Origin of the sequence: Streptomyces cyaneochromogenes (assembly GCF_003963535.1) — a bacterium.
Taxonomy (GTDB): Bacteria; Actinomycetota; Actinomycetes; order Streptomycetales; family Streptomycetaceae; genus Streptomyces; species Streptomyces shaanxiensis.
In genome coordinates, this window is record NZ_CP034539.1 from 6,942,404 (window position 1) to 6,960,843 (window position 18,440).

At 69.7% G+C, this 18,440-nt stretch carries 15 protein-coding genes; 12 read left to right on the plus strand and 3 right to left on the minus strand.

The genetic code is table 11. The annotated features are described in order from the left end of the window. The first annotated feature begins 120 nt into the window (after positions 1-120). Genes EJ357_RS31805 through EJ357_RS31815 form a run of 3 tightly spaced genes read left to right on the plus strand, consistent with a single transcriptional unit; the run spans position 121 to position 1,152 of the window. On the plus strand, positions 121-387 hold the full coding sequence (locus EJ357_RS31805; protein ID WP_126395125.1) for an acyl carrier protein: 267 nt from the start codon (positions 121-123) through the stop codon (positions 385-387). Between the two features lies 1 nt (position 388). Beyond that, positions 389-847: an SRPBCC family protein gene (locus EJ357_RS31810; RefSeq protein ID WP_126395126.1), complete on the plus strand. Its 459-nt coding sequence runs from the start codon at positions 389-391 to the stop codon at positions 845-847. Further along, on the plus strand, positions 832-1,152 hold the full coding sequence (locus tag EJ357_RS31815) for a TcmI family type II polyketide cyclase (RefSeq protein WP_126395127.1): 321 nt from the start codon (positions 832-834) through the stop codon (positions 1,150-1,152). Before EJ357_RS31810 ends, EJ357_RS31815 begins: the two co-directional genes overlap by 16 nt. A 127-nt stretch (positions 1,153-1,279) precedes the next feature. On the opposite strand, the gene EJ357_RS31820 is transcribed toward EJ357_RS31815, so the two are convergent. After that, on the minus strand, positions 1,280-2,242 hold the full coding sequence (locus EJ357_RS31820) for an amidohydrolase family protein (RefSeq protein ID WP_126395128.1): 963 nt from the start codon (positions 2,240-2,242) through the stop codon (positions 1,280-1,282). Positions 2,243-2,369: 127 nt separating this feature from the next. After that, a complete protein-coding gene (locus tag EJ357_RS31825; protein WP_126395129.1) occupies positions 2,370-4,001 on the minus strand; it encodes an FAD-dependent oxidoreductase in 1,632 nt (543 codons plus the stop codon). Positions 4,002-4,158: 157 nt separating this feature from the next. Between EJ357_RS31825 and EJ357_RS31830 the strand changes: the two genes are divergently transcribed. The 7 genes from EJ357_RS31830 (at position 4,159) to EJ357_RS31860 (ending at position 15,193) form a co-directional block, all read left to right on the plus strand. After that, positions 4,159-5,427: a cytochrome P450 family protein gene (locus EJ357_RS31830; RefSeq protein ID WP_126395130.1), complete on the plus strand. Its 1,269-nt coding sequence runs from the start codon at positions 4,159-4,161 to the stop codon at positions 5,425-5,427. A gap of 46 nt (positions 5,428-5,473) precedes the next feature. Beyond that, positions 5,474-5,779, plus strand: coding sequence for an antibiotic biosynthesis monooxygenase family protein (locus EJ357_RS31835; protein WP_126395131.1), 306 nt, complete (start codon positions 5,474-5,476; stop codon positions 5,777-5,779). A 95-nt stretch (positions 5,780-5,874) separates the two neighbouring features. Next, the gene (locus EJ357_RS31840) at positions 5,875-6,384 is read left to right on the plus strand and encodes a MarR family winged helix-turn-helix transcriptional regulator (RefSeq protein WP_126395132.1); all 510 of its coding nucleotides are present in this window, start codon (positions 5,875-5,877) and stop codon (positions 6,382-6,384) included. A 79-nt stretch (positions 6,385-6,463) separates the two neighbouring features. Then, positions 6,464-6,796 (plus strand): DUF3817 domain-containing protein, encoded by a 333-nt coding sequence (locus tag EJ357_RS31845; protein ID WP_126395133.1) that lies wholly within the window; start codon positions 6,464-6,466, stop codon positions 6,794-6,796. A 73-nt stretch (positions 6,797-6,869) separates the two neighbouring features. After that, on the plus strand, positions 6,870-8,570 hold the full coding sequence (locus tag EJ357_RS31850; RefSeq protein WP_126395134.1) for an acyl-CoA mutase large subunit family protein: 1,701 nt from the start codon (positions 6,870-6,872) through the stop codon (positions 8,568-8,570). A 298-nt stretch (positions 8,571-8,868) separates the two neighbouring features. Then, entirely contained in the window at positions 8,869-13,854 is a 4,986-nt protein-coding gene (locus EJ357_RS31855; protein ID WP_228472671.1) for a ricin-type beta-trefoil lectin domain protein, read from the plus strand. 10 nt (positions 13,855-13,864) lie between these two features. Further along, entirely contained in the window at positions 13,865-15,193 is a 1,329-nt protein-coding gene (locus EJ357_RS31860; protein WP_126395135.1) for a hypothetical protein, read from the plus strand. Positions 15,194-15,238: 45 nt separating this feature from the next. Here the strand turns inward: EJ357_RS31860 and EJ357_RS31865 are convergent, their stop codons facing one another. Continuing rightward, the gene (locus EJ357_RS31865) at positions 15,239-15,859 is read right to left on the minus strand and encodes a TetR/AcrR family transcriptional regulator (protein WP_126395136.1); all 621 of its coding nucleotides are present in this window, start codon (positions 15,857-15,859) and stop codon (positions 15,239-15,241) included. Between the two features lie 246 nt (positions 15,860-16,105). Between EJ357_RS31865 and EJ357_RS31870 the strand changes: the two genes are divergently transcribed. Both EJ357_RS31870 and EJ357_RS31880 read left to right on the plus strand, forming a co-directional pair. Further along, a complete protein-coding gene (locus EJ357_RS31870; RefSeq protein ID WP_126395137.1) occupies positions 16,106-17,083 on the plus strand; it encodes a tetratricopeptide repeat protein in 978 nt (325 codons plus the stop codon). A 658-nt stretch (positions 17,084-17,741) separates the two neighbouring features. Further along, entirely contained in the window at positions 17,742-18,383 is a 642-nt protein-coding gene (locus tag EJ357_RS31880; RefSeq protein ID WP_126395138.1) for a DUF6230 family protein, read from the plus strand. Positions 18,384-18,440 lie beyond the last annotated feature (57 nt).

An 18,440-nucleotide genomic window follows, 5' to 3' on the forward strand; every position in this document is an offset into this window, starting at 1 on the left:
GCCCACGCGGCGGAGCCGCACTTCGACAGGGCCCCGCGCCGCTGACCGGGCGCGGTACCGCCCCGGATTTCACCGGAGCCGCTCAGATCCTCCGCAACCAGTACGACAAGGAGAACCCGTATGACCACCCAAGTGACCCAAGTGACCGTCGAGGAACTGGCCACGCTGATGAAGAAGGGCGCCGGTGTGACCGTCGACCCGCGCGACCTCGCGAGCCGGGCCGACGCCCCCTTCGCCGAGTTCGGGCTGGACTCGCTCGGCCTCCTCGGAATCGTGGGCGAGCTGGAGAACCGGCACGGCCAGGCGCTGCCCACCGACGCGGAGCGCTGCAAGAGCCCCCGCGCCTTCCTCGACCTCGTCAACGGCGCACTCACGACAGGAGCCTGACGTGGCAGGACACACCGAGAACGAGATCACCATCGCCGCACCCCTCGACCTCGTCTGGGACATGACGAACGACCTGGACAGATGGCCCAAGCTGTTCAGCGAGTACGCCTCCTGCGAGGTGCTCTCCCGCGAGGGCGACACGGTGACCTTCCGACTGACCATGCACCCCGACGAGAACGGCAAGGTGTGGAGCTGGGTCTCGGAACGGGTCGCCGACCGCGAGAACCTCGTCGTCCGTGCCCGCAGGATCGAGACCGGGCCCTTCGAGTACATGAACATCGTCTGGGAGTACGAGGAGACTCCCGCCGGCACCCGGATGCACTGGACCCAGGACTTCGCCATGAAGCCCGACGCCCCGGTCGACGACGCCTGGATGACGGACAACATCAACCGCAACTCGCCCATCCAGCTCGCCCTCATCCGTGACCGCATCGAGGAGGTCTCGTGCACCACGCCCTGATCGTCGCCAGGATGGCCCCGCAGTCGGCCAAGGACATCGCCGACGTCTTCGCGGACTCCGACCGCGGCGAACTCCCGCACCTCGTCGGGGTGACCAAGCGCTCCCTGTTCCAGTTCGGCGATGTGTACATGCACTTCATCGAGGCCGAGCAGGACCCTGGCCCCGCCATCGCGAAGGTGGCCGGACACCCCGAGTTCGTCGACATCAGCAGGCGGCTCGAAGCGTTCGTGAGCCCGTACGACCCGCAGACCTGGCGGAGTCCGAAGGACGCGATGGCGCGCTGCTTCTACCAGTGGGAGCGCTGACGCGGGAACGAAGAAGGCCGCCGCCCGCGCTGACCGAGCGCGGGCGGCGGCCTTTCTCGTGCGACGACGGCCCTTTCTGTACGGCCTTTCTGTACGACCTTTCTGTACGGCCGGCCTGTACGGCCTGTCACGAACGTGCGAGCGCCGGCAGCAGCCGCAGCGCGTTCTCCCGGTTGATGCCCTGGAGTTGCTGCTCCGAGAGGAAGGGATCGCTGTCCAGCGCCGGCGTCACGCTGTCGGCGATGACATGGGCGGGGGTGGGCGGCCAGTCCGTGCCGAACAGGATGCGGGCCGGGTCCACCGTCGCCAGCAGCGTGGGCGTGGCAGAGGGGGACATGGGGCCCGCCGTGTCGAAGTAGAACCGGTGCAGGTAGTCGCGGACCCGGCCCGGCTCGATCCCTGGGGTGATCCGTCCGCCGAAGAGTTCGAGCCGGGTGGCCATGTAGGGGAGGAAGCCGCCGCCGTGCGGGAGGATGAAGCTGAGGTTCGGGTAGCGGTCCAGGGTGCCGTTCCTGATGAGGTTGATGGCCGCCCGGGTGGTGTCCATCAGGAAGTCGCACACGAAGGGCGGCATGCCCGGCAGCCCCGCGCCGTCCTTCGCGGCCGGCACCTCCATGGGGTGCGTGCTGATGACCGCGGACCGCTCGTCCAGCTCCCGCAGGAGGTGGTCGTGCGACTCGTCGCCGAGGACCGCGCCGTCCACGCTCGTTCTGGTGCTCACGCCGACGGCACCGAGCTCGTCGAGGCCGTACCGGACGCTCCAGGAGGACAGTTCCAGATCGTCCAGGAACACGGGCGTGAAGAAGGCGAAGCGCTGGGGGTGGCTCTTGACGACGTCGGCCGCCGCCCGCAGCGCGATACCTGCGCTCTCCTGGCGCTGGGCTCGCTCACGGAACCGGCCGAGCATCGCGACGGTCATGACGGAGGTGCCGATGCCCGTCTTGTCCATGACCTCCAGTGCCGAGTCCAGGTCCCAGCGGGTCCACCAGGGCAGCTTCTCGCGGTTGACCACGCCTTCTTGCTCGGCCCAGTCCAGCCAGGAGGGCGCGGTGAAGTGGTGGTGGACGTCGACGCGTCCGGCAAGGCTCATAACAACGTCCTAAGGGTGGGTCGGTCAGCGGGATCCGGCGAAGGGCTCTCGCCGAGGGTCAGCGAGAGGAGGGCTCGTCGGGGTTCGGCGAGGGGCTCGGCGGCGTTCGGTGCGAGCCCCGCCGGGTTCAGTCGCGGCAGAGCAGCGTCTGCAGCACGTTCGTCAGGACACGGTCGGCGTCCGGCATCGCGGCGTCCGCGCGCCAGGCGACGAAACCGTCCGGGCGCACCAGGACGGCACCGTCCTCGGCCGTGCCGTGCAGCTCCGCCCAGTCGGCGTCCAGGTCGGGGACGAGGTCGTGATCGGCACCCGTGCCCACGAGATACGCCTCGATGGGGAAGCCCAGGTTCCGGGAGGCCTTCTCCACGGCGCTCCGCCACTTCTGCCCGCCGGACCCGGCGAGCAGCACGAAGGAACGCTCGTACAGATCCAGCGTGGAGATCCGGTCGGCCCCCCGCATGACCCACATGTGGGGCGCACGGCTCCCCGGCTCGCCGCCCAGCTGGAAGGCGTCCGGGACGATCGGCTGCTCCGGCGCCGCACCCACCACGGCGTTCGACGCGTACCGGTAGCACAGGGCGACGGTCATCAGGTCGGCCGGGTCGTTGTTGCGCCCCGCGGCGGGACTGAATCCCGGGTGCTGCTCGTCGGCGGCCTGGACGCACGCGCGCGTGCCGGTCGCGAGGGCGACGGGCCGGCGCTCGCTCTCGTAGGAGTCGAGCAGTGACAGGCCGGCCCGGCCGTGGAGCACCGAGGCCAGCTTCCAGGCGAGGTTGTGGGCGTCCTGGATGCCGGTGTTGGAGCCGAACGCCCCGGTGGGCGGCATCTCGTGGGCCGAGTCGCCGGCCAGGAAGACCCGGCCCACGCCGTAGCTGTCCGCGACCCGCTTCGAGGCGTGCCAGGGAGCCTTGCCGGTGATCTCGACGTCGATGTCCGCGACACCGACGGCGGCGCGGATGTGGGCCGTGAGCCGCTCGTCGGTGAAGTCCTCCAGGGCCTCACCCCGGTCGGGATACCAGGGAACGTGGATCACCCAGCGTTCCTTGTTGTCCACCGGCAGCAGGGCGCCCTCGCCCCCGGGGTGGGTGGCGTAACAGACGACGAATCGTTTCTCTCCCACGTGCTTCTGGAGCGCCCTGCTCCGGAACGTGACGCTGACGTTGTGGAACAGCTCGCCCGGCCCCGACTGTCCGATCCCGAGCTGGGTGCGGATGGGGCTGCGGGGGCCGTCGGCGGCCACCAGGAAGTCGGCGTTCACGGTGTAGGTCTCACCGGTGTCGCGGCGCATGACCTGGGCCTGTACGCCGTCCGCGGTCTGCGTGAAGGAGAGCAGCTCCGAGCCGAAGCGGATGTCGGCGCCCTGCTCGCGGGCGTAGCGCAGCAGGACGGGTTCGAGGTCGTTCTGGCTGCACAGACACCAGTCGGAGGAGCTGACCCGGGAGACGTCCATGCCGCCGGAGATGTCCCCGATGATCCAGCGGCGCTCCTTCCCGGTGAGGGTGTCCACCTGGAGAATGCCGTCGTTTCCGGCGAGAACGCGGGCCGCCGCCCGAATACGGGATTCCAGGCCGGCGGTCCGGAAAATCTCCATGGTGCGTAGATTGTTGCCGCGGCCGCGCGGGTGCGTCGACGTCCCGGCATGCCGCTCCACCAGCATGTGCTCAATTCCGAGGCGCCCCAGGAAAACCGAAGTGGAAAGACCCACCAGGGATCCGCCGACGATGAGAACTGGTACAGATTCCGCTTCGTGTCCACTCACGTCGACGATGTTTACCAGTTCGGACTCCCGTCCACACGTCCTGCGGCGACCCGACCCATATGGCGCAGTGCCGTTTGCGGCACGGCATGGCCCGGGAAACTGTGGCACTGACCGACGGAATCCGACCGCCGGAATCCACGCCTACCCGGGGACAGCCATGACGCAAGCGTTCGCATCCGAGGAATCCGAGGCACTGTCGCCCGAAGAAGCCGCGGCCGCGGCCTCGTCGTGCAGCCGGGAGTTCCGCGCCAACCCGCATCCCGTGTACGCCGCGCTCCGGGAGAACGCGCCGGTGTGCCCGCTGTCGCCGCCGCACGGCGTCGAGACGTACCTGATCACGCGGTACGACGACGGCCGCGCCGCGCTGGCCGACCCCCGGCTGAGCAAGGACATGTACGGCGCCATCGACGCCTACCACCGCATTTTCGGTGACTCGTCGATCGCGCTGGACGACAACATGCTGTTCTCGGACCCGCCGAAGCACACGAGGCTGCGCAGGATCGTCGGCAGCACGTTCACTCCGAAAAGGGTGGAATCGCTGCGCACGCGGGTTCAGGAGATCACCGACGAGCTGCTGGACCAATGCCCGACGTCGGGTCCGGTCAATCTCCTCCCGGAGTTCTGTTTCCCGCTTCCGCTCCATGTGATCTGTGAACTCCTGGGTGTCCCGGAAAACGAGCGCAAACAGGCCCAGGAATGGTCCGCAACCGTCGCACAGACCGGTTTCGGACCGGAGGCGAGAAAGGCGCTGGAAATCGCCGAGGGCAATCTGCGCGAGTATCTCGTGGAACTGTGCGCGCGGAAGCGGAGGGAGCCGGACTCGGGCCTGCTCAGTGCGCTGGTCACGGCCAAGGACCAGGAGGGCGCGCTCACCGACCACGAACTCGTGTCGACGGCGTGGGTGCTTCTCTTCGCGGGCCACAAGTCGACGGCGTACCAGATCGGCAACGCCGTCTACCACCTGCTCAGCCGCCCGGAGCAGAAGCGGCTGGCCCTCCGGGACGACGCCGCCATGGCCGCGGCCATCGAGGAGATCTTCCGGTTCGAGACCTCCGTCGAGAACTCCACCTTCCGCTGGGCGAAGGAGGACATCGTGATCCGCGACCAGCTCATCCCCAAGGGTGCGCTCGTCCAGATCTCGATCACCGGGGCCAACCGTGACCCGGAGATGTTCACCGACCCGGACGAGCTGGACGTCCAGCGCCCGAACGTCCAGGCCGCGCATCTCGCCTTCGGCTACGGACCGCACTACTGCGTCGGCGCGCCGCTGGCCCGGCTGGAGATGCAGATCGCGCTCGGCACGCTGTTCGGGCGGCACCCGGACATGGCCCTGGCCGGGGCCCCGGAGGACGCGCGCTGGATGACCGTACCGTTCCCCGCCTTCCGCGGGCTGGCGGAACTGCCGGTCGTCCTCGACCCCTCCTGACGGGATCGGGATCGGGATCGGGATCGGGAACGAGAACGGGAGCGCCATGGAACGCGTGCGCGTCATCCGACTGCTGAACGTCCGAGAGGGGCGGGAGGCGGACTTCGTGGAGTCCTACCAGGGCGTGCGCGATCGCGCCCTGCGGTTCCCCGGCCACCTCGGCGAACAGCTGTGCCGCTCGATCGACAATCCCGCCCAATGGCTGCTCACCAGCGAGTGGGAGAGCCTGGAGTCGGTCAAGCGGTGGCGGTCCGACCCCGACCACGAGGTCCTGGTCGAACCGATGAACGCCTGTCTGCACGACGACCGGTGGACGGCGGTCTTCCAGGTCAGGGAAACAGCGGACAAGTAGGGGAGAGGAAGGGGAGCGGCCCGGGCGAGGCAGAGGGGAGACCGAAAGGCGAGACAGGGCTGACCGGCATGTGACCGGCCGGTAAGGTCGGTCCCGTGCCGAAGCCGCTCAGTCTTCCCTTCGACCCCATCGCCCGCGCCGACGAACTCTGGAAGCAGCGCTGGGGCAACGTGCCGTCCATGGCCGCCATCACCTCGATCATGCGCGCACAGCAGATCCTGCTCGCCGAGGTCGACTCGGTGGTCAAGCCGTACGGGCTGACGTTCGCGCGGTACGAGGCCCTGGTGCTGCTCAACTTCTCCAAGGCCGGCGAGCTGCCGATGTCCAAGATCGGCGAGCGGCTCATGGTCCATCCGACGTCGGTGACCAACACCGTCGACCGGCTGGTGAAGTCCGGCCTGGTGGACAAGCGGCCCAACCCCAACGACGGTCGCGGCACGCTCGCCTCCATCACCGACAAGGGCCGCGAGGTCGTCGACGCGGCGACTCGCGACCTGATGGCGATGGACTTCGGGCTCGGGGTCTACGACGCCGAGGAGTGCGCGGAGATCTTCGCGATGCTGCGGCCCCTGCGGGTGGCGGCGCACGACTTCGAGGAGAGCTGACCCAGGGGGCGGCCGACCCGGTCCGGGGACGGCCGCCCCGGGGCAAGATCTGCCGGAACGGATGGTTACGCTCTTACGCATGAAGAAGAGCGTCCTGACCCGCTACCGGGTGATGGCCTACGTCACCGCCGTCATGCTGCTCGTGCTGTGCACCTGCATGGTGTTCAAGTACGGCTTCGACAAGGGCGAGGACGTCACCTTCGCCGTCTCCCAGGTCCACGGCTTCCTCTACATCATCTACCTGGTCTTCGCCTTCGACCTCGGCTCCAAGGCCAAGTGGTCGTTCGGCAAGCTGCTGTGGGTGCTGCTCTCCGGGACGATTCCCTTCGCCGCCTTCTTCGTCGAGCGCAAGGTCACCGCCCAGGTGGAACCCCTGGTCAGCGGGCCGGAACCGGCTGTCGCCAAGGCCTGACGCAACCGCCGTACCGAGTGTGCGGCGGTTCTCCCATCGACATTTACTAGGACGTCCTAGTAAATTCGAGGGTATGGACGCTGACGCCATCGAGGAGGGCCGCCGCCGCTGGCAGGCCCGGTACGACACCGCACGCAAGCGCACCGCGGACTTCACCACGCTCTCCGGCGATCCCGTGGAGCCGGTGTACGGGCCCCGACCAGGGGACAGGTACGAGGGCTTCGAGCGGATCGGCTGGCCGGGGGAGTACCCCTACACGCGCGGGCTGTATCCGACGGGCTACCGAGGGCGGACGTGGACCATCCGGCAGTTCGCCGGGTTCGGGAACGCCGAGCAGACCAACGAGCGCTACAAGATGATCCTCGGCAACGGCGGAGGCGGTCTCTCGGTCGCCTTCGACATGCCGACGCTCATGGGGCGCGACTCCGACGACCCGCGCTCGCTCGGCGAGGTCGGGCACTGCGGTGTCGCCATCGACTCGGCCGCCGACATGGAGGTCCTGTTCAAGGACATCCCGCTGGGCGACGTGACGACGTCCATGACGATCAGCGGTCCGGCCGTGCCGGTCTTCTGCATGTACCTGGTCGCCGCGGAGCGCCAGGGCGTGGACCCGTCCGTGCTCAACGGCACGCTGCAGACCGACATCTTCAAGGAGTACATCGCCCAGAAGGAGTGGCTCTTCCAGCCCGAGCCGCACCTTCGCCTCATCGGCGACCTCATGGAGTACTGCGCGGCCGGCATCCCCGCCTACAAGCCGCTGTCCGTCTCCGGCTACCACATCCGCGAGGCCGGCTCGACGGCCGCGCAGGAGCTGGCGTACACGCTGGCGGACGGGTTCGGCTACGTCGAGCTGGGCCTCTCGCGCGGACTGGACGTCGACGTCTTCGCCCCCGGCCTGTCCTTCTTCTTCGACGCGCACGTCGATTTCTTCGAGGAGATCGCCAAGTTCCGCGCCGCCCGCCGCATCTGGGCGCGCTGGATGCGGGACGTCTACGGCGCGCAGACCGACAAGGCCCAGTGGCTGCGCTTCCACACGCAGACCGCCGGTGTCTCGCTGACCGCGCAGCAGCCGTACAACAACGTCGTCCGTACGGCGGTGGAGGCACTCGCGGCCGTGCTCGGCGGCACCAACTCGCTGCACACCAACGCCCTGGACGAGACCCTCGCGCTGCCCTCCGAGCAGGCCGCCGAGATCGCCCTGCGTACGCAGCAGGTCCTCATGGAGGAGACCGGCGTCGCCAACGTGGCCGACCCGCTGGGCGGTTCCTGGTACGTCGAGCAGCTGACCGACCGGATCGAGGCCGACGCCGAGAAGATCTTCGAGCAGATAAAGGAGCGGGGCCTGAGGGCGCACCCCGACGGGCAGCACCCGATCGGGCCGATCACCTCCGGCATCCTGCGCGGGATCGAGGACGGCTGGTTCACCGGGGAGATCGCGGAGTCGGCGTTCCGGTACCAGCGGTCGCTGGAGAAGGGCGACAAGAGGGTCGTGGGCGTCAACGCCCACACCGGTTCCGTCACCGGTGACCTGGAGATCCTGCGGGTGAGTCACGAGGTGGAGCGCGAGCAGGTGCGGGTGCTGGGTGCCCGTAAGGGCGCGCGGGACGACGGCGCCGTGCGGGCGGCGCTCGACGCGATGCTCGTGGCCGCGCGGGAGGGCTCCAACATGATCGAGCCGATGCTGGACGCGGTGCGGGCGGAGGCGACGCTGGGGGAGATCTGCGGGGTGCTGCGGGACGAGTGGGGGGTGTACACGGAGCCCGCCGGGTTCTGAGGAGTTCGAGGTGAGGCGGGGCGGGGAGCCTTCGAGGGTTCCCCGCCCCGCCGCCGTCTTCACGCTTTCCCCATAAGTGCACGCCGAATTTCCTTGCCGCGGACCCGCCATGTGTATATATGGTGATCGCCGCGCTTGACGGAGCCGACCACTTCGTCGTCGCGCGTGACCACAGGCGACCGGGGGGACACCGTCGCCACGGGGAGGGACACATCGTTGTGCCGGGTGACCGGCCCTTCACGCATGCCCTGCCGTATGGGTGCCCCGTTTGCCCACCATGCGATGAAGGGATGCTTTCGTGCGCCCCATACGAGGGTTCATCAGACCCCGCCGACGTAGACCCGGACGACGCGGATCACGACTTCTCACACCCGTCCTGACGTCCGCTGTCGCGGTCGCCCTGCTCGGTGGCCTGGCGGTTCAGCCGGAACTGCTGCAGCGCTACGACCTCGACGACGCCGTCCCGGTGGCCGACAGTTACGACGGTTTCGACGCCAAGGCCGCCGAACAGCTCCGCAAGGACCAGTGCCTGCTGGGCGAGGTGCTGCGGATGGGCGGCCCCGCGATGTACGCCGTCGCGCAGAACGGGCTCAACCAGCCGCCGGACAAACTGCACGAGGCGGCCAACCCGGAGTACTGGGAGAAGACGCCGCTGGCCACCGCGTTCGAGCAGGACAAGGACGCCGCGAACAAGGAAGGCACGGCGCTCCACGAGCACCTCAGGGACTTCCAGATCAGCGGCCTGCCCCAGCCCGGTGGCTTCCAGTCGAAGGTCGACTTCGAGTGGCCGCCGGGGACCAGCACGGACCCCCGCCCGACCTTCTTCGAGCAGACCGGACTGTCCAAGTGGATCTGGGAGCAGTTCTGGAAGTCCGAGGGCGACCTGTACCGCGACCTGACCCCGCAGGCCGACGCGGCCACGCTCAAGGCGGTCAAGGACCTCGGCACCCCGCTGTACGGCGCTGACCCCGACCCGAAGGCGCCCAACTGGTCGCAGGCGTACGAGGAGCACCAGGCGTGGGAGCACCTGGTGAACTGGAGCCTGGAGCCGACCGGCGCGGACAACGCCCGACTCTTCCTCTCCTCCGGCGGCTTCCCGCGCACCGCGCCCGAGCCGGGCAGCGTCGAGTACCGCATCGCGGTGGAGGATCTGAAGACCCGGTTCGCCTCCTGCGCCTGGCGCACCCCCGTCGACCCGAACAAGGTCCTCGGCAAGGAGGTCGCCACCGCGTCCGCCGAGTGGCAGCAGGAGATCGCGGCCCAGGGCGCTCAGCGCGACCGGATCCTGACCGCGAACCGCTCCGCCATCAAGGCCCTCACCACCGGCTCCAAGGCGCTGAGCGAGATGCTGGGCCATTCCTGGCGGGCCGACCACCTGGTCCGCTGGCAGGACTACTGGTCGGCCGGCGGCCCCGGCTGGATCGGGGACAGCCCGTTCGTCGTGCACGCCAACGGGGCCTCCGACAAGTGCCTCGACGTGGCGGGCGGCAAGAAGGACAACGGCACGCCCGTGCAGATCTACACCTGCAACGGCGGCGCCGCGCAGAAGTGGCAGATCAGCGGTGACACCCTGGTCAACACCAACTCGGGCAAGTGCCTGACCGTCAAGGGCGGCGCGAACGCCAACGGGACGACCGTGGTGATCATGCCCTGCACCAGTGGCGCCTCCCAGAAGTGGGAGTACGGCACCCACGGCACCACCCGCCTGTACAACCCGGCGACCAAGAACTGCCTCGACCTGGCGACGTACACCAACAGCCAGGACGGCCGGATGTGGGACTGCACCGGCAAGGCCCCGCAGAAGTTCGACATCGTCCCGTCCGGTCACAACGGCACCGACGACCTCGACTACCCGACCAAGGCCCAGTTCGACCGCGTGAAGGCGGACATCGCCAAGGCCCAGACCGAGTCGAAGAAGCAGCTCGACCTGCTCAAGGCGCAGGTCACGACGGCGAAGGCGGCCGCCGCCACGACGGACACCGCCATGCAGGCCGCGTACGCCGTCGCCGACAAGGCGGGCGCCCCACGGGGCCGCGGTCTGCTGGTCGGTCAGCAGAAGGCGCAGGTCACCAAGGCGTCCACGGCCGCCCTCGAGGCGCTGTCGAAGGCCGGTGACACCGCGTACGCCGCGACCCGCGCCGCCGCCGGCGACAGCGAGACCATCGCAGCCCGGGCCCTGACCCAGGCCGCCCAGTCGAAGGCCGCCTTCCGCACCGCCGCCGCGAACGAGGCCCGCGCCCAGGCGAAGGCCGCTGCCGAGGCCGCCGCCGTACAGGCACAGAACGCCAAGGCGGCCCGTGACGTCGCCAAGGCCAAGCTGGCCGAGACGCAGAAGGCGGAGGCCGACGCGAAGGCGGCGGCCGCCGACGCGAAGGCCAAGCGGCTCGCGGCGGAGGCGGAGGAGGCCAGGGCGAAGGCGGAGAAGGAGACCGCCGCCGCCAAGCAGGCCGAGGCCGCCCAGCACAAGGAGAACGCCCAGGGGTACGCCGGCCAGGCCAAGGACGCCAAGGAAAAGGCCGAGGCCTCCGAGTCCACCGCCCGCAGCAAGCGGCAGGACGCCGAGGCCGCCCGTGACCGGGCGAAGGACAAGCGGGACAGCGCCTGGGACGCCGCGAACAAGGCGAACGCCGCCCGCGCCAAGGCCGACGCCAAGGACGCCTACGCGCAGGCCCACGAGTCGGACGCCGACGCCAAGGAGTCCCGTGCGGCCGCCGACGCGGCGGACAGCCACGCCGACGACGCCGAGGCCGCCGCGACGTCGGCCCGTAATGAGGCGGACCTGGCGACTCAGGCGGCGGCCGACGCGGACGCCGCCGCCACTCGCGCGGAGTCGGCTGCCAAGCGGGCTCGCTCGCACGCCGACGCGGCGCAGGCCGCCAAGCTGCGGGCCGACGCCGCGGTGAAGACGGCGACCAGCGCGGCGGCGGACGCCATCAAGGCATCCCAGGACTCCGCCGCTGCCGCCCGCTCGGCGGTCGAGCTGGCCGACGAGGCCGAGAAGCACGCGGCCGACGCCAAGGCACAGGCCGACGCGTCGAAGGCCGAGGCGGCCAAGGCGGTCGCGGGTGCGGCAGAAGCGGCGGGGCACGCCTACACCACCGCGCAGGCCGCGCAGGACGCCGGAAACGCGGCACAGCAGGTGGCGGCCCCGGCGAACGACGCCGTCCAGCTCGGCGCGCCGTACGTCACCACCGACTCCGCCGCCGGTCTCGCCGTCCTGGCGGGCCAGTCGTCGAAGACCATCGCCGAACAGCAGCAGGCCGTGGCCGAGGCGCACGCCGCCAACGCCCAGAAGAACGCGGAGCAGGCGCAGAGCCTCGCCAACGCGGCGACGGGTGACTCGAAGGCGGCGTACACGCTGGCCGCCGAGGCCGCCGGGTTCGCGGCGGACGCCCGCGAGTCGGCGAAGCAGGCGCTGGGTTACGCGGCCGAGGCCGCCAAGTACGCGGCGGACGCGCAGGCTTCACTGGCGCGCACCATCGAGTACGACCGTCAGGCGACCGCGGACGCCGAGGCCGCCGACCGGGCGGCGGGCCGCGCCGAGAACTACGCGACGCAGGCCCGCTCCTCGGCCGACCAGGCGGCCCTGGACGCCTCGGCCGCCCGTACGGCCGCCGCGGAGGCCGAACAGGCCGCGAAGGACGCCCGCGCGGCGGCCGATCGCGCCGACGCCGAGGCCACCCGGGCCGAAGAGGCGGCGAAGGACGCCCAGAAGTACGCGGAGTCCGCTCAGCAGGCGGCGGACGAGGCCGAGCGCAAGGAGGCCAACCAGGTCGTCCAGGACGGTGCCGGAACCGGTGTCGGCGGTGTCTTCTACATCATCGACAAGATCACCGAGGCAGGGCCGACCAAGCAGCTCAACAAGTGCGGCGACTACGTGCCCAACGGGTGCACGGTGACGTACGAGCTGCACGTCAACATCACGGTCAGCTACTACTTCTGCGTCAACCCCGAGGTGCCCGCCACCGAGACCGGCTGCCCGAAGTCGGACACGGTCTTCCTCAAGTCGGAGACGCTCCCGAACCAGAAGAGGGAGTGGACCCACCACTTCAGCCTGGGCGAGATCACCCGGATCGGCTGGCAGACCCTCTTCGGGGAGACGCTCGGCGCGGTCCTGTACGAGATCGTGCTGGGCGACGCGGTCCGCTGCTACCACGGTGACAAGTCGAGCTGCGCCTGGTTCGCGTCCAACTTCATCCCGGGCAAGGTCTTCACGAAGGTCGCCGACGCGATCCGCGCGCTCGACGTCGCGATGAAGACCGGGATCGGGGTGGCGGACGCGTTCAAGGCGCTGAAGGCCCTGGACGTGGATCCGGCCACCATCGCCAAGGTCGAGGCCGGTGTGAACGCCTACGAGGACGTGATCACGACCTGCAAGGTCAACAGCTTCCCGGGCGACACCCTGGTGCTGATGGCCGACGGCAGCCGCAGGGCGATCCGTGACGTGCGGGAGGGCGACCGGGTCATGGCCGCCGACCCGACCACCGGAGCGCTGCGGGCCGAGCCCGTCACGGACACCTTCCGGCACGACACCGAACGGCTGGTGACCATCGCTCTGGCCGGCGGCAGCAGCCTGGACACCACCGCCGGACACAAGATCCGCACGGACGAGCGCGGCTGGGTCCTCGCCTCGGACCTGCGCCCGGGAGACCGGCTGATCGGCGCGGACGGCACGCTCCGCGCCGTGACCGACGTCCGCGATCGGCCGGGTCTCGCCCCGCGCCGGGTGTACGACCTCACCGTCGACGGCCTGCACACGTTCTACGTGCGCACCGAGGGCGCCGCAGCGGCGGACGTGATGGTCCACAACTGCATGAACCTGTCGGACGAGGACCTCGCGAGTCTGCCGCAGCGGTACCGGGACGTGATGCACACGCTGAAGGACCACGTCAGGAAGACTCCGCAGGAGGCTCTTGCCCTGGCCCGGCAGAAGAACGAGCCCAAGACGATCTGGACCAGCCAGGACATCGCCCAGCAGGCCATCGACCGGGTGGTGGGCGACTTCTTCAGCAAGCGGCTCGCGGACGGCACGAAGGTCCTCGACAAGGAGAAGTGGAAGAAGTTCGAGCAGTGGGCCGCGAAGGCCGGCGACATGGAGCAGTACCGGACGATCACCGGCAAGTGGGACGCCTACCCGTCCCTGGGTAAGACGTACCATCCGAACGGGAGGATCGAGGACGCCGGCAACACGGTCACGGTGATCTTGATGAAGGTCAGGAGCCACACGGGCAAGGGGCGCGGAGGATACGTCATCAAGACCGCGTATCCCACGGGCACCGCGTAGGACAGGATCCATGCCACAAAACCGTACGACGTACGTCGCACTGGGCTACTCCGAGGACTTCGGCCTCACCGGTCTGGCGGAGCGGCTGTGCTCCCCGGACCGGACCGGCGCCGGTCCCGCCGTCGACCTCCCGGCCGCGCTCGCGGCGGCGGCCGGGCTGGCGGACGGGTCCGACGGCGAGGAGGCCGTGGAACTGGAGGAGGACGCCCGTCGGCTGCTGGACGGTCCGTTGTCGGAGGAGGTCCTCCACGCGGTGTGGCTGGCCGCGGTCGGCCGGATGTTCGATCCGGCCGACCACGGCACGGATACGCGCGGCTGGCTGCGGGCGGTCTCGGAACTGGCCACGGCCCGCCTCCGGCAGAACAAACGCTCCTACGTCCCGCCGCCGGTACGGCCGGTGCGGGACGAGGAGCTGTGCGCGGCGGTCGTGGCGGAGATCCGGGCCCTGGCCCCGGCGCTGACCGACGCGGCCGGGCTCCCGGAGCTCGCCCCGGCCCTGGAGCGGGTGGCCGGACACACCGACGCCGACCTCGGCCTCCGGCTCTTCCTGCGCGCCCTGAAGGCGTACGCCGTCCAGGTCCCGAAGGAGCGGTACGACAGGTTCCTCCAGCTCGGCGAGCGGCTCGGGTACCCGGTCGCGCTCGTCCGCGACGGCCTCGACGTCGACTGGCCGCCCATCGACACGGAACACCGTGCCACCGACTGGGACTTCGGACTCTCGAAGCTCGCCGGGAACGCCCACCAGGACTGGCAGCCGAGCACCGCCCGCCGGGAGATCGAGCTGGTGGCGTACGCCGACGAGCCCGGCCAGTCCCCCGGCATGTCGGCGGCCCTCCTCCTGGAGGACGCGCTTCGTCTCCTGCACTCCCCGCTGTCCGACGACACGCTCACCACCCTGTGGGTGGCCGTCTCGGACGCGGCCCTGCGCACCGACGGCCGCGCGTGGCTGCGCCTGGTCGCAGACGTGTGCGAGGAGCGGCTGAGGAAGGCCGCCCCGACCTACACCCCCGAAGTTCCGCCCGCTCGCGTGGAGTTGGCGGACCCGGTGTCGCGGGAGCTGCGGGAGACCGCGCTCGCCGTGGCAGACAGGGCCGTCAGCCCTCACTGGCAGCCCCTCCCGGCCGTAAAGGCCATGGCCGCGGTGGAACAGGTCGTGGTCCAGGTCGATCCGGACCTGGGATTCAGGCTGTACCTCCGCGTCCTGCGGGCGCTGTCCGTACCGCTCACGCGGGGACAGTACGAGCGGTACCGGACCATCGGTGAACGGTTCGGGTACGGCAAGTACCACGTCGACGAGATCGAGGACCTTGTTCAGTGGGCGACGGCCGAGGAGCCCTAGCTGTGTTGTCCCGGCCTCGTACGGCGGCCGGGCGGGACAGGGGCGTCAGACCGGCGCGTCTCCCGCCAGGCCGTACAGCAGGAGCCCGGCGAAGCTGCGCACCCACTCCGCGTCGACGGGCTCCGCGCTCACCAGAGTGCGGTGGACCACCGCACCCGCCACCACATCGAAGATCAGGTCCGCCGTGCGCGCCGCTTCCCCCGGATCCGTCTCCGCGGGAAGCTCCCCGCGTTTCTGGGCCCGGGAACGGCCCTGGACGACCAGGCGTTTCTGGCGCTCGACGATCGACTCGCGAATGCGCTCCCGCAAAGCGTCGTCCCGAGTCGACTCCGCCACCACCGCCATCAGCCCGCTCCTCGCCTCCGGGCGGTCCAGGATCGCCGCGAACTGAAGGACCACGCCCTCGATGTCGGCGGCCAGGGAGCCGCGGTCGGGGAGTTCCAGTTCGTCGAAGAGTTCCGCCACCGCGTCGACGACCAGCTCGTTCTTGCCTGACCAGCGGCGATAGAGGGTTGTCTTCGCAACCCCGGCGCGCGTCGCCACGTCTCCCAGGGTGAGCTTGGACCAGCCCACCTCGACCAGCGCCTCCCGCGTCGCGGCCAGGATCGCCGTGGCAGCGGCGGTGCTGCGGGGGCGTCCGAGACGGGCGGGGCTGCGACTGTGCATCCCACGACCATAGCCCCGCGATATCGGCGGATTCTGTGATGTCGTGAGGGAGATCACCGGGGCATGGTGTTCTGGAGGCACTCGGTGCCATTACGCTACGACTCGTAGCGAAAGCTCGTGACGGACGTACGCGAGCGCGAGACATCACGCACGGCGTGGGGTGGGGACCCGGCGTCGAACGGTGGAGCCCGACCCGCTTTCACCGTGCTTTTCACGTGTGCGCGGGGAACGGGGGAGGATAGACGCATGCAGCCACGGAACATGTCCATGAGCGGAGTCGTCGACCTCGCCGCGGTGAAGGCGGCCCAGGAGGCCAAGGCGAAGGCGGAGCAGGCGCGTGCCGACGCCGCCCGGCAGGGCGGGGGAGGGGCCGTGTCGCCCGCGGACCTCGTCATCGATGTGGATGAGGCCGGGTTCGAGCGGGACGTCCTTCAGCGGTCCGCCGAGGTGCCCGTCGTCATCGACTTCTGGGCCGAGTGGTGTCAGCCCTGCAAGCAGCTGAGCCCGGTGCTGGAGCGGCTCGCCGTCGAGTACAACGGCCGCTTCCTTCTCGCCAAGATCGACGTCGACGCCAACCAGATGCTGATGCAGCAGTTCGGCGTACAGGGGATTCCCGCCGTGTTCGCCGTCGTCGCCGGGCAGGCGCTGCCGCTCTTCCAGGGGGCGGCCGGCGAGGCGCAGATCCGCGAGACGCTCGACCAGCTCGTCGCCGTAGCCGAGCAGCGATTCGGCCTGACCGGCCTGACGGTCGACCCGGACGCCGAGCCGGGCGGCGCGCAGGCAGCCGCTCCCACCACGCCGGCCGGTCCGTACGACGCCCTGCTCGAGGCCGCCGTACAGGCCCTGGACGCGGGCGATTTGGGCGGCGCCGTGCAGGCGTACAAGAACGTGCTGAGCGAGGACCCGACGAACTCGGAGGCCAAACTCGGGCTCGCCCAGGCCGAGTTGCTCCAGCGGGTGCAGGGCGCGGACCCGCAGCAGGTGCGCAAGGAGGCCGCCGACAAGCCCGCCGACGTCACCGCGCAGATCGCCGCCGCCGACCTGGATCTGGTGGGCGGTCATGTCGAGGACGCCTTCGGGCGGCTCATCGAGACCGTGCAGCGCACGGTGGGTGACGACCGGGACACCGTACGACTTCGGCTGCTGGAGCTGTTCGAAGTCGTGGGCGGCGAGGATCCGCGGGTGGCGGCGGCGCGCAGGGCGCTGGCGCGCGCCCTGTTCTGACCGGGGCCACGAGCGGGGCGTCGGCCCCGTTCTGACCAGTCACTAAACGCACGGGCCCGTGTTGCCCGAGTGAAAGATTTGCCGACAGAACATCACTGCGGCCGCGCTTTACCAAATCTTGGTAATCGCGGCCGCAGTTACTGCAGGTAAGTCCAGGGCTGCTTTCTGTCAGTTTCTGTCCGTTGATTCCTGGATTTGTCCGGTCGCTTGGCGCCACCCTGAGTCGCTGTCCGAGACCAACGGGTCGTTGTTCGGTTATCCGGCCGTTACTCCTGAGTAACGAAGCCCCTTGTGCGGGCGGCGAGAATGCACCACGATCGGCCACGCTCGGTCCATTTCCGCACCCCGACAGCCGGTCGGGTCACGGGAGTTCCTGGGTCCCCACCGAGCAGAGTCGGCGGCAGTGGCGCCGGCTCTTGGACAGGGGGGTCTTCGCCCACCCGGCGAAGCCTGTCCAGCAAGGTTGTGCGTGATGCGTGTCAGGCGCGACCAGTGGTTGTCGCTCGGGGGTGATCGCCGGTGATTCGGGCGCGGTTCGCGCCTTTCGAGTACGGGCGCTCTCCTTCCCGAGGACGTAGCACTTCTCCCATCCCTGCCCGGTTGAGCCCCTTTTGGGGGTGGGTCGGGTCAGGCGATGTACGTCCGAGAAGGAGGAAATATGGAGTCCCAGGTGCGTGGCGGGACGAGATGGAAGCGGTTCGCTGTGGTCATGGTGCCCAGCGTCGCCGCGGCCGCGGCGGTGGGTGTCGGGCTTGCGCAGGGTGCGCTGGCTGCTTCGTTCAGCGTCTCCGGCCAGCAGTTCAAGGTGAGTGCCGAACACCTGCACGGTGAGGGCTTCGCTCAGTACGGCGGCATCGACACCGTCTACACCAAGACCGACGGCAAGGAAAAGACTCAGGTTCCGGTCGCGATCTCGTCGTTCGATGACGCGACCATCACCAAGATGTGCCAGTCGGTCAAGACGGAGATCCCCCTCATAGGGAAGACCTTCTACCTCCGTCTTGACGCGGGCGGCAAGGGGACTCCGGTCACGGCCGAGGACCTCTACATCGACGTCGCCCAGCTCGACGCCGATGCGAAGTTCTCGCAGATCGACATCGGTGTTGCGGTCAAGGACAAGACGCGTGGCCCCGACGTCAAGGAGCGCGAGAGCGTGCTGCCGGGCGGTTTCGCCCAGCAGGCGAAGTCGGCGGACCTCTACAAGGTGAAGCAGACGGCGTGGGCGACCACGGCCGGCACCTTCACGCTCAGCGGTCTGTCGATGAAGCTCGGCACGAACCCCGACATGGAGTGCTACTGACAGCCTCCGTCCCCGGGGCGTCCTGGGGCGGCTGAGCTGCCCCAGGGGGCGGGGAGG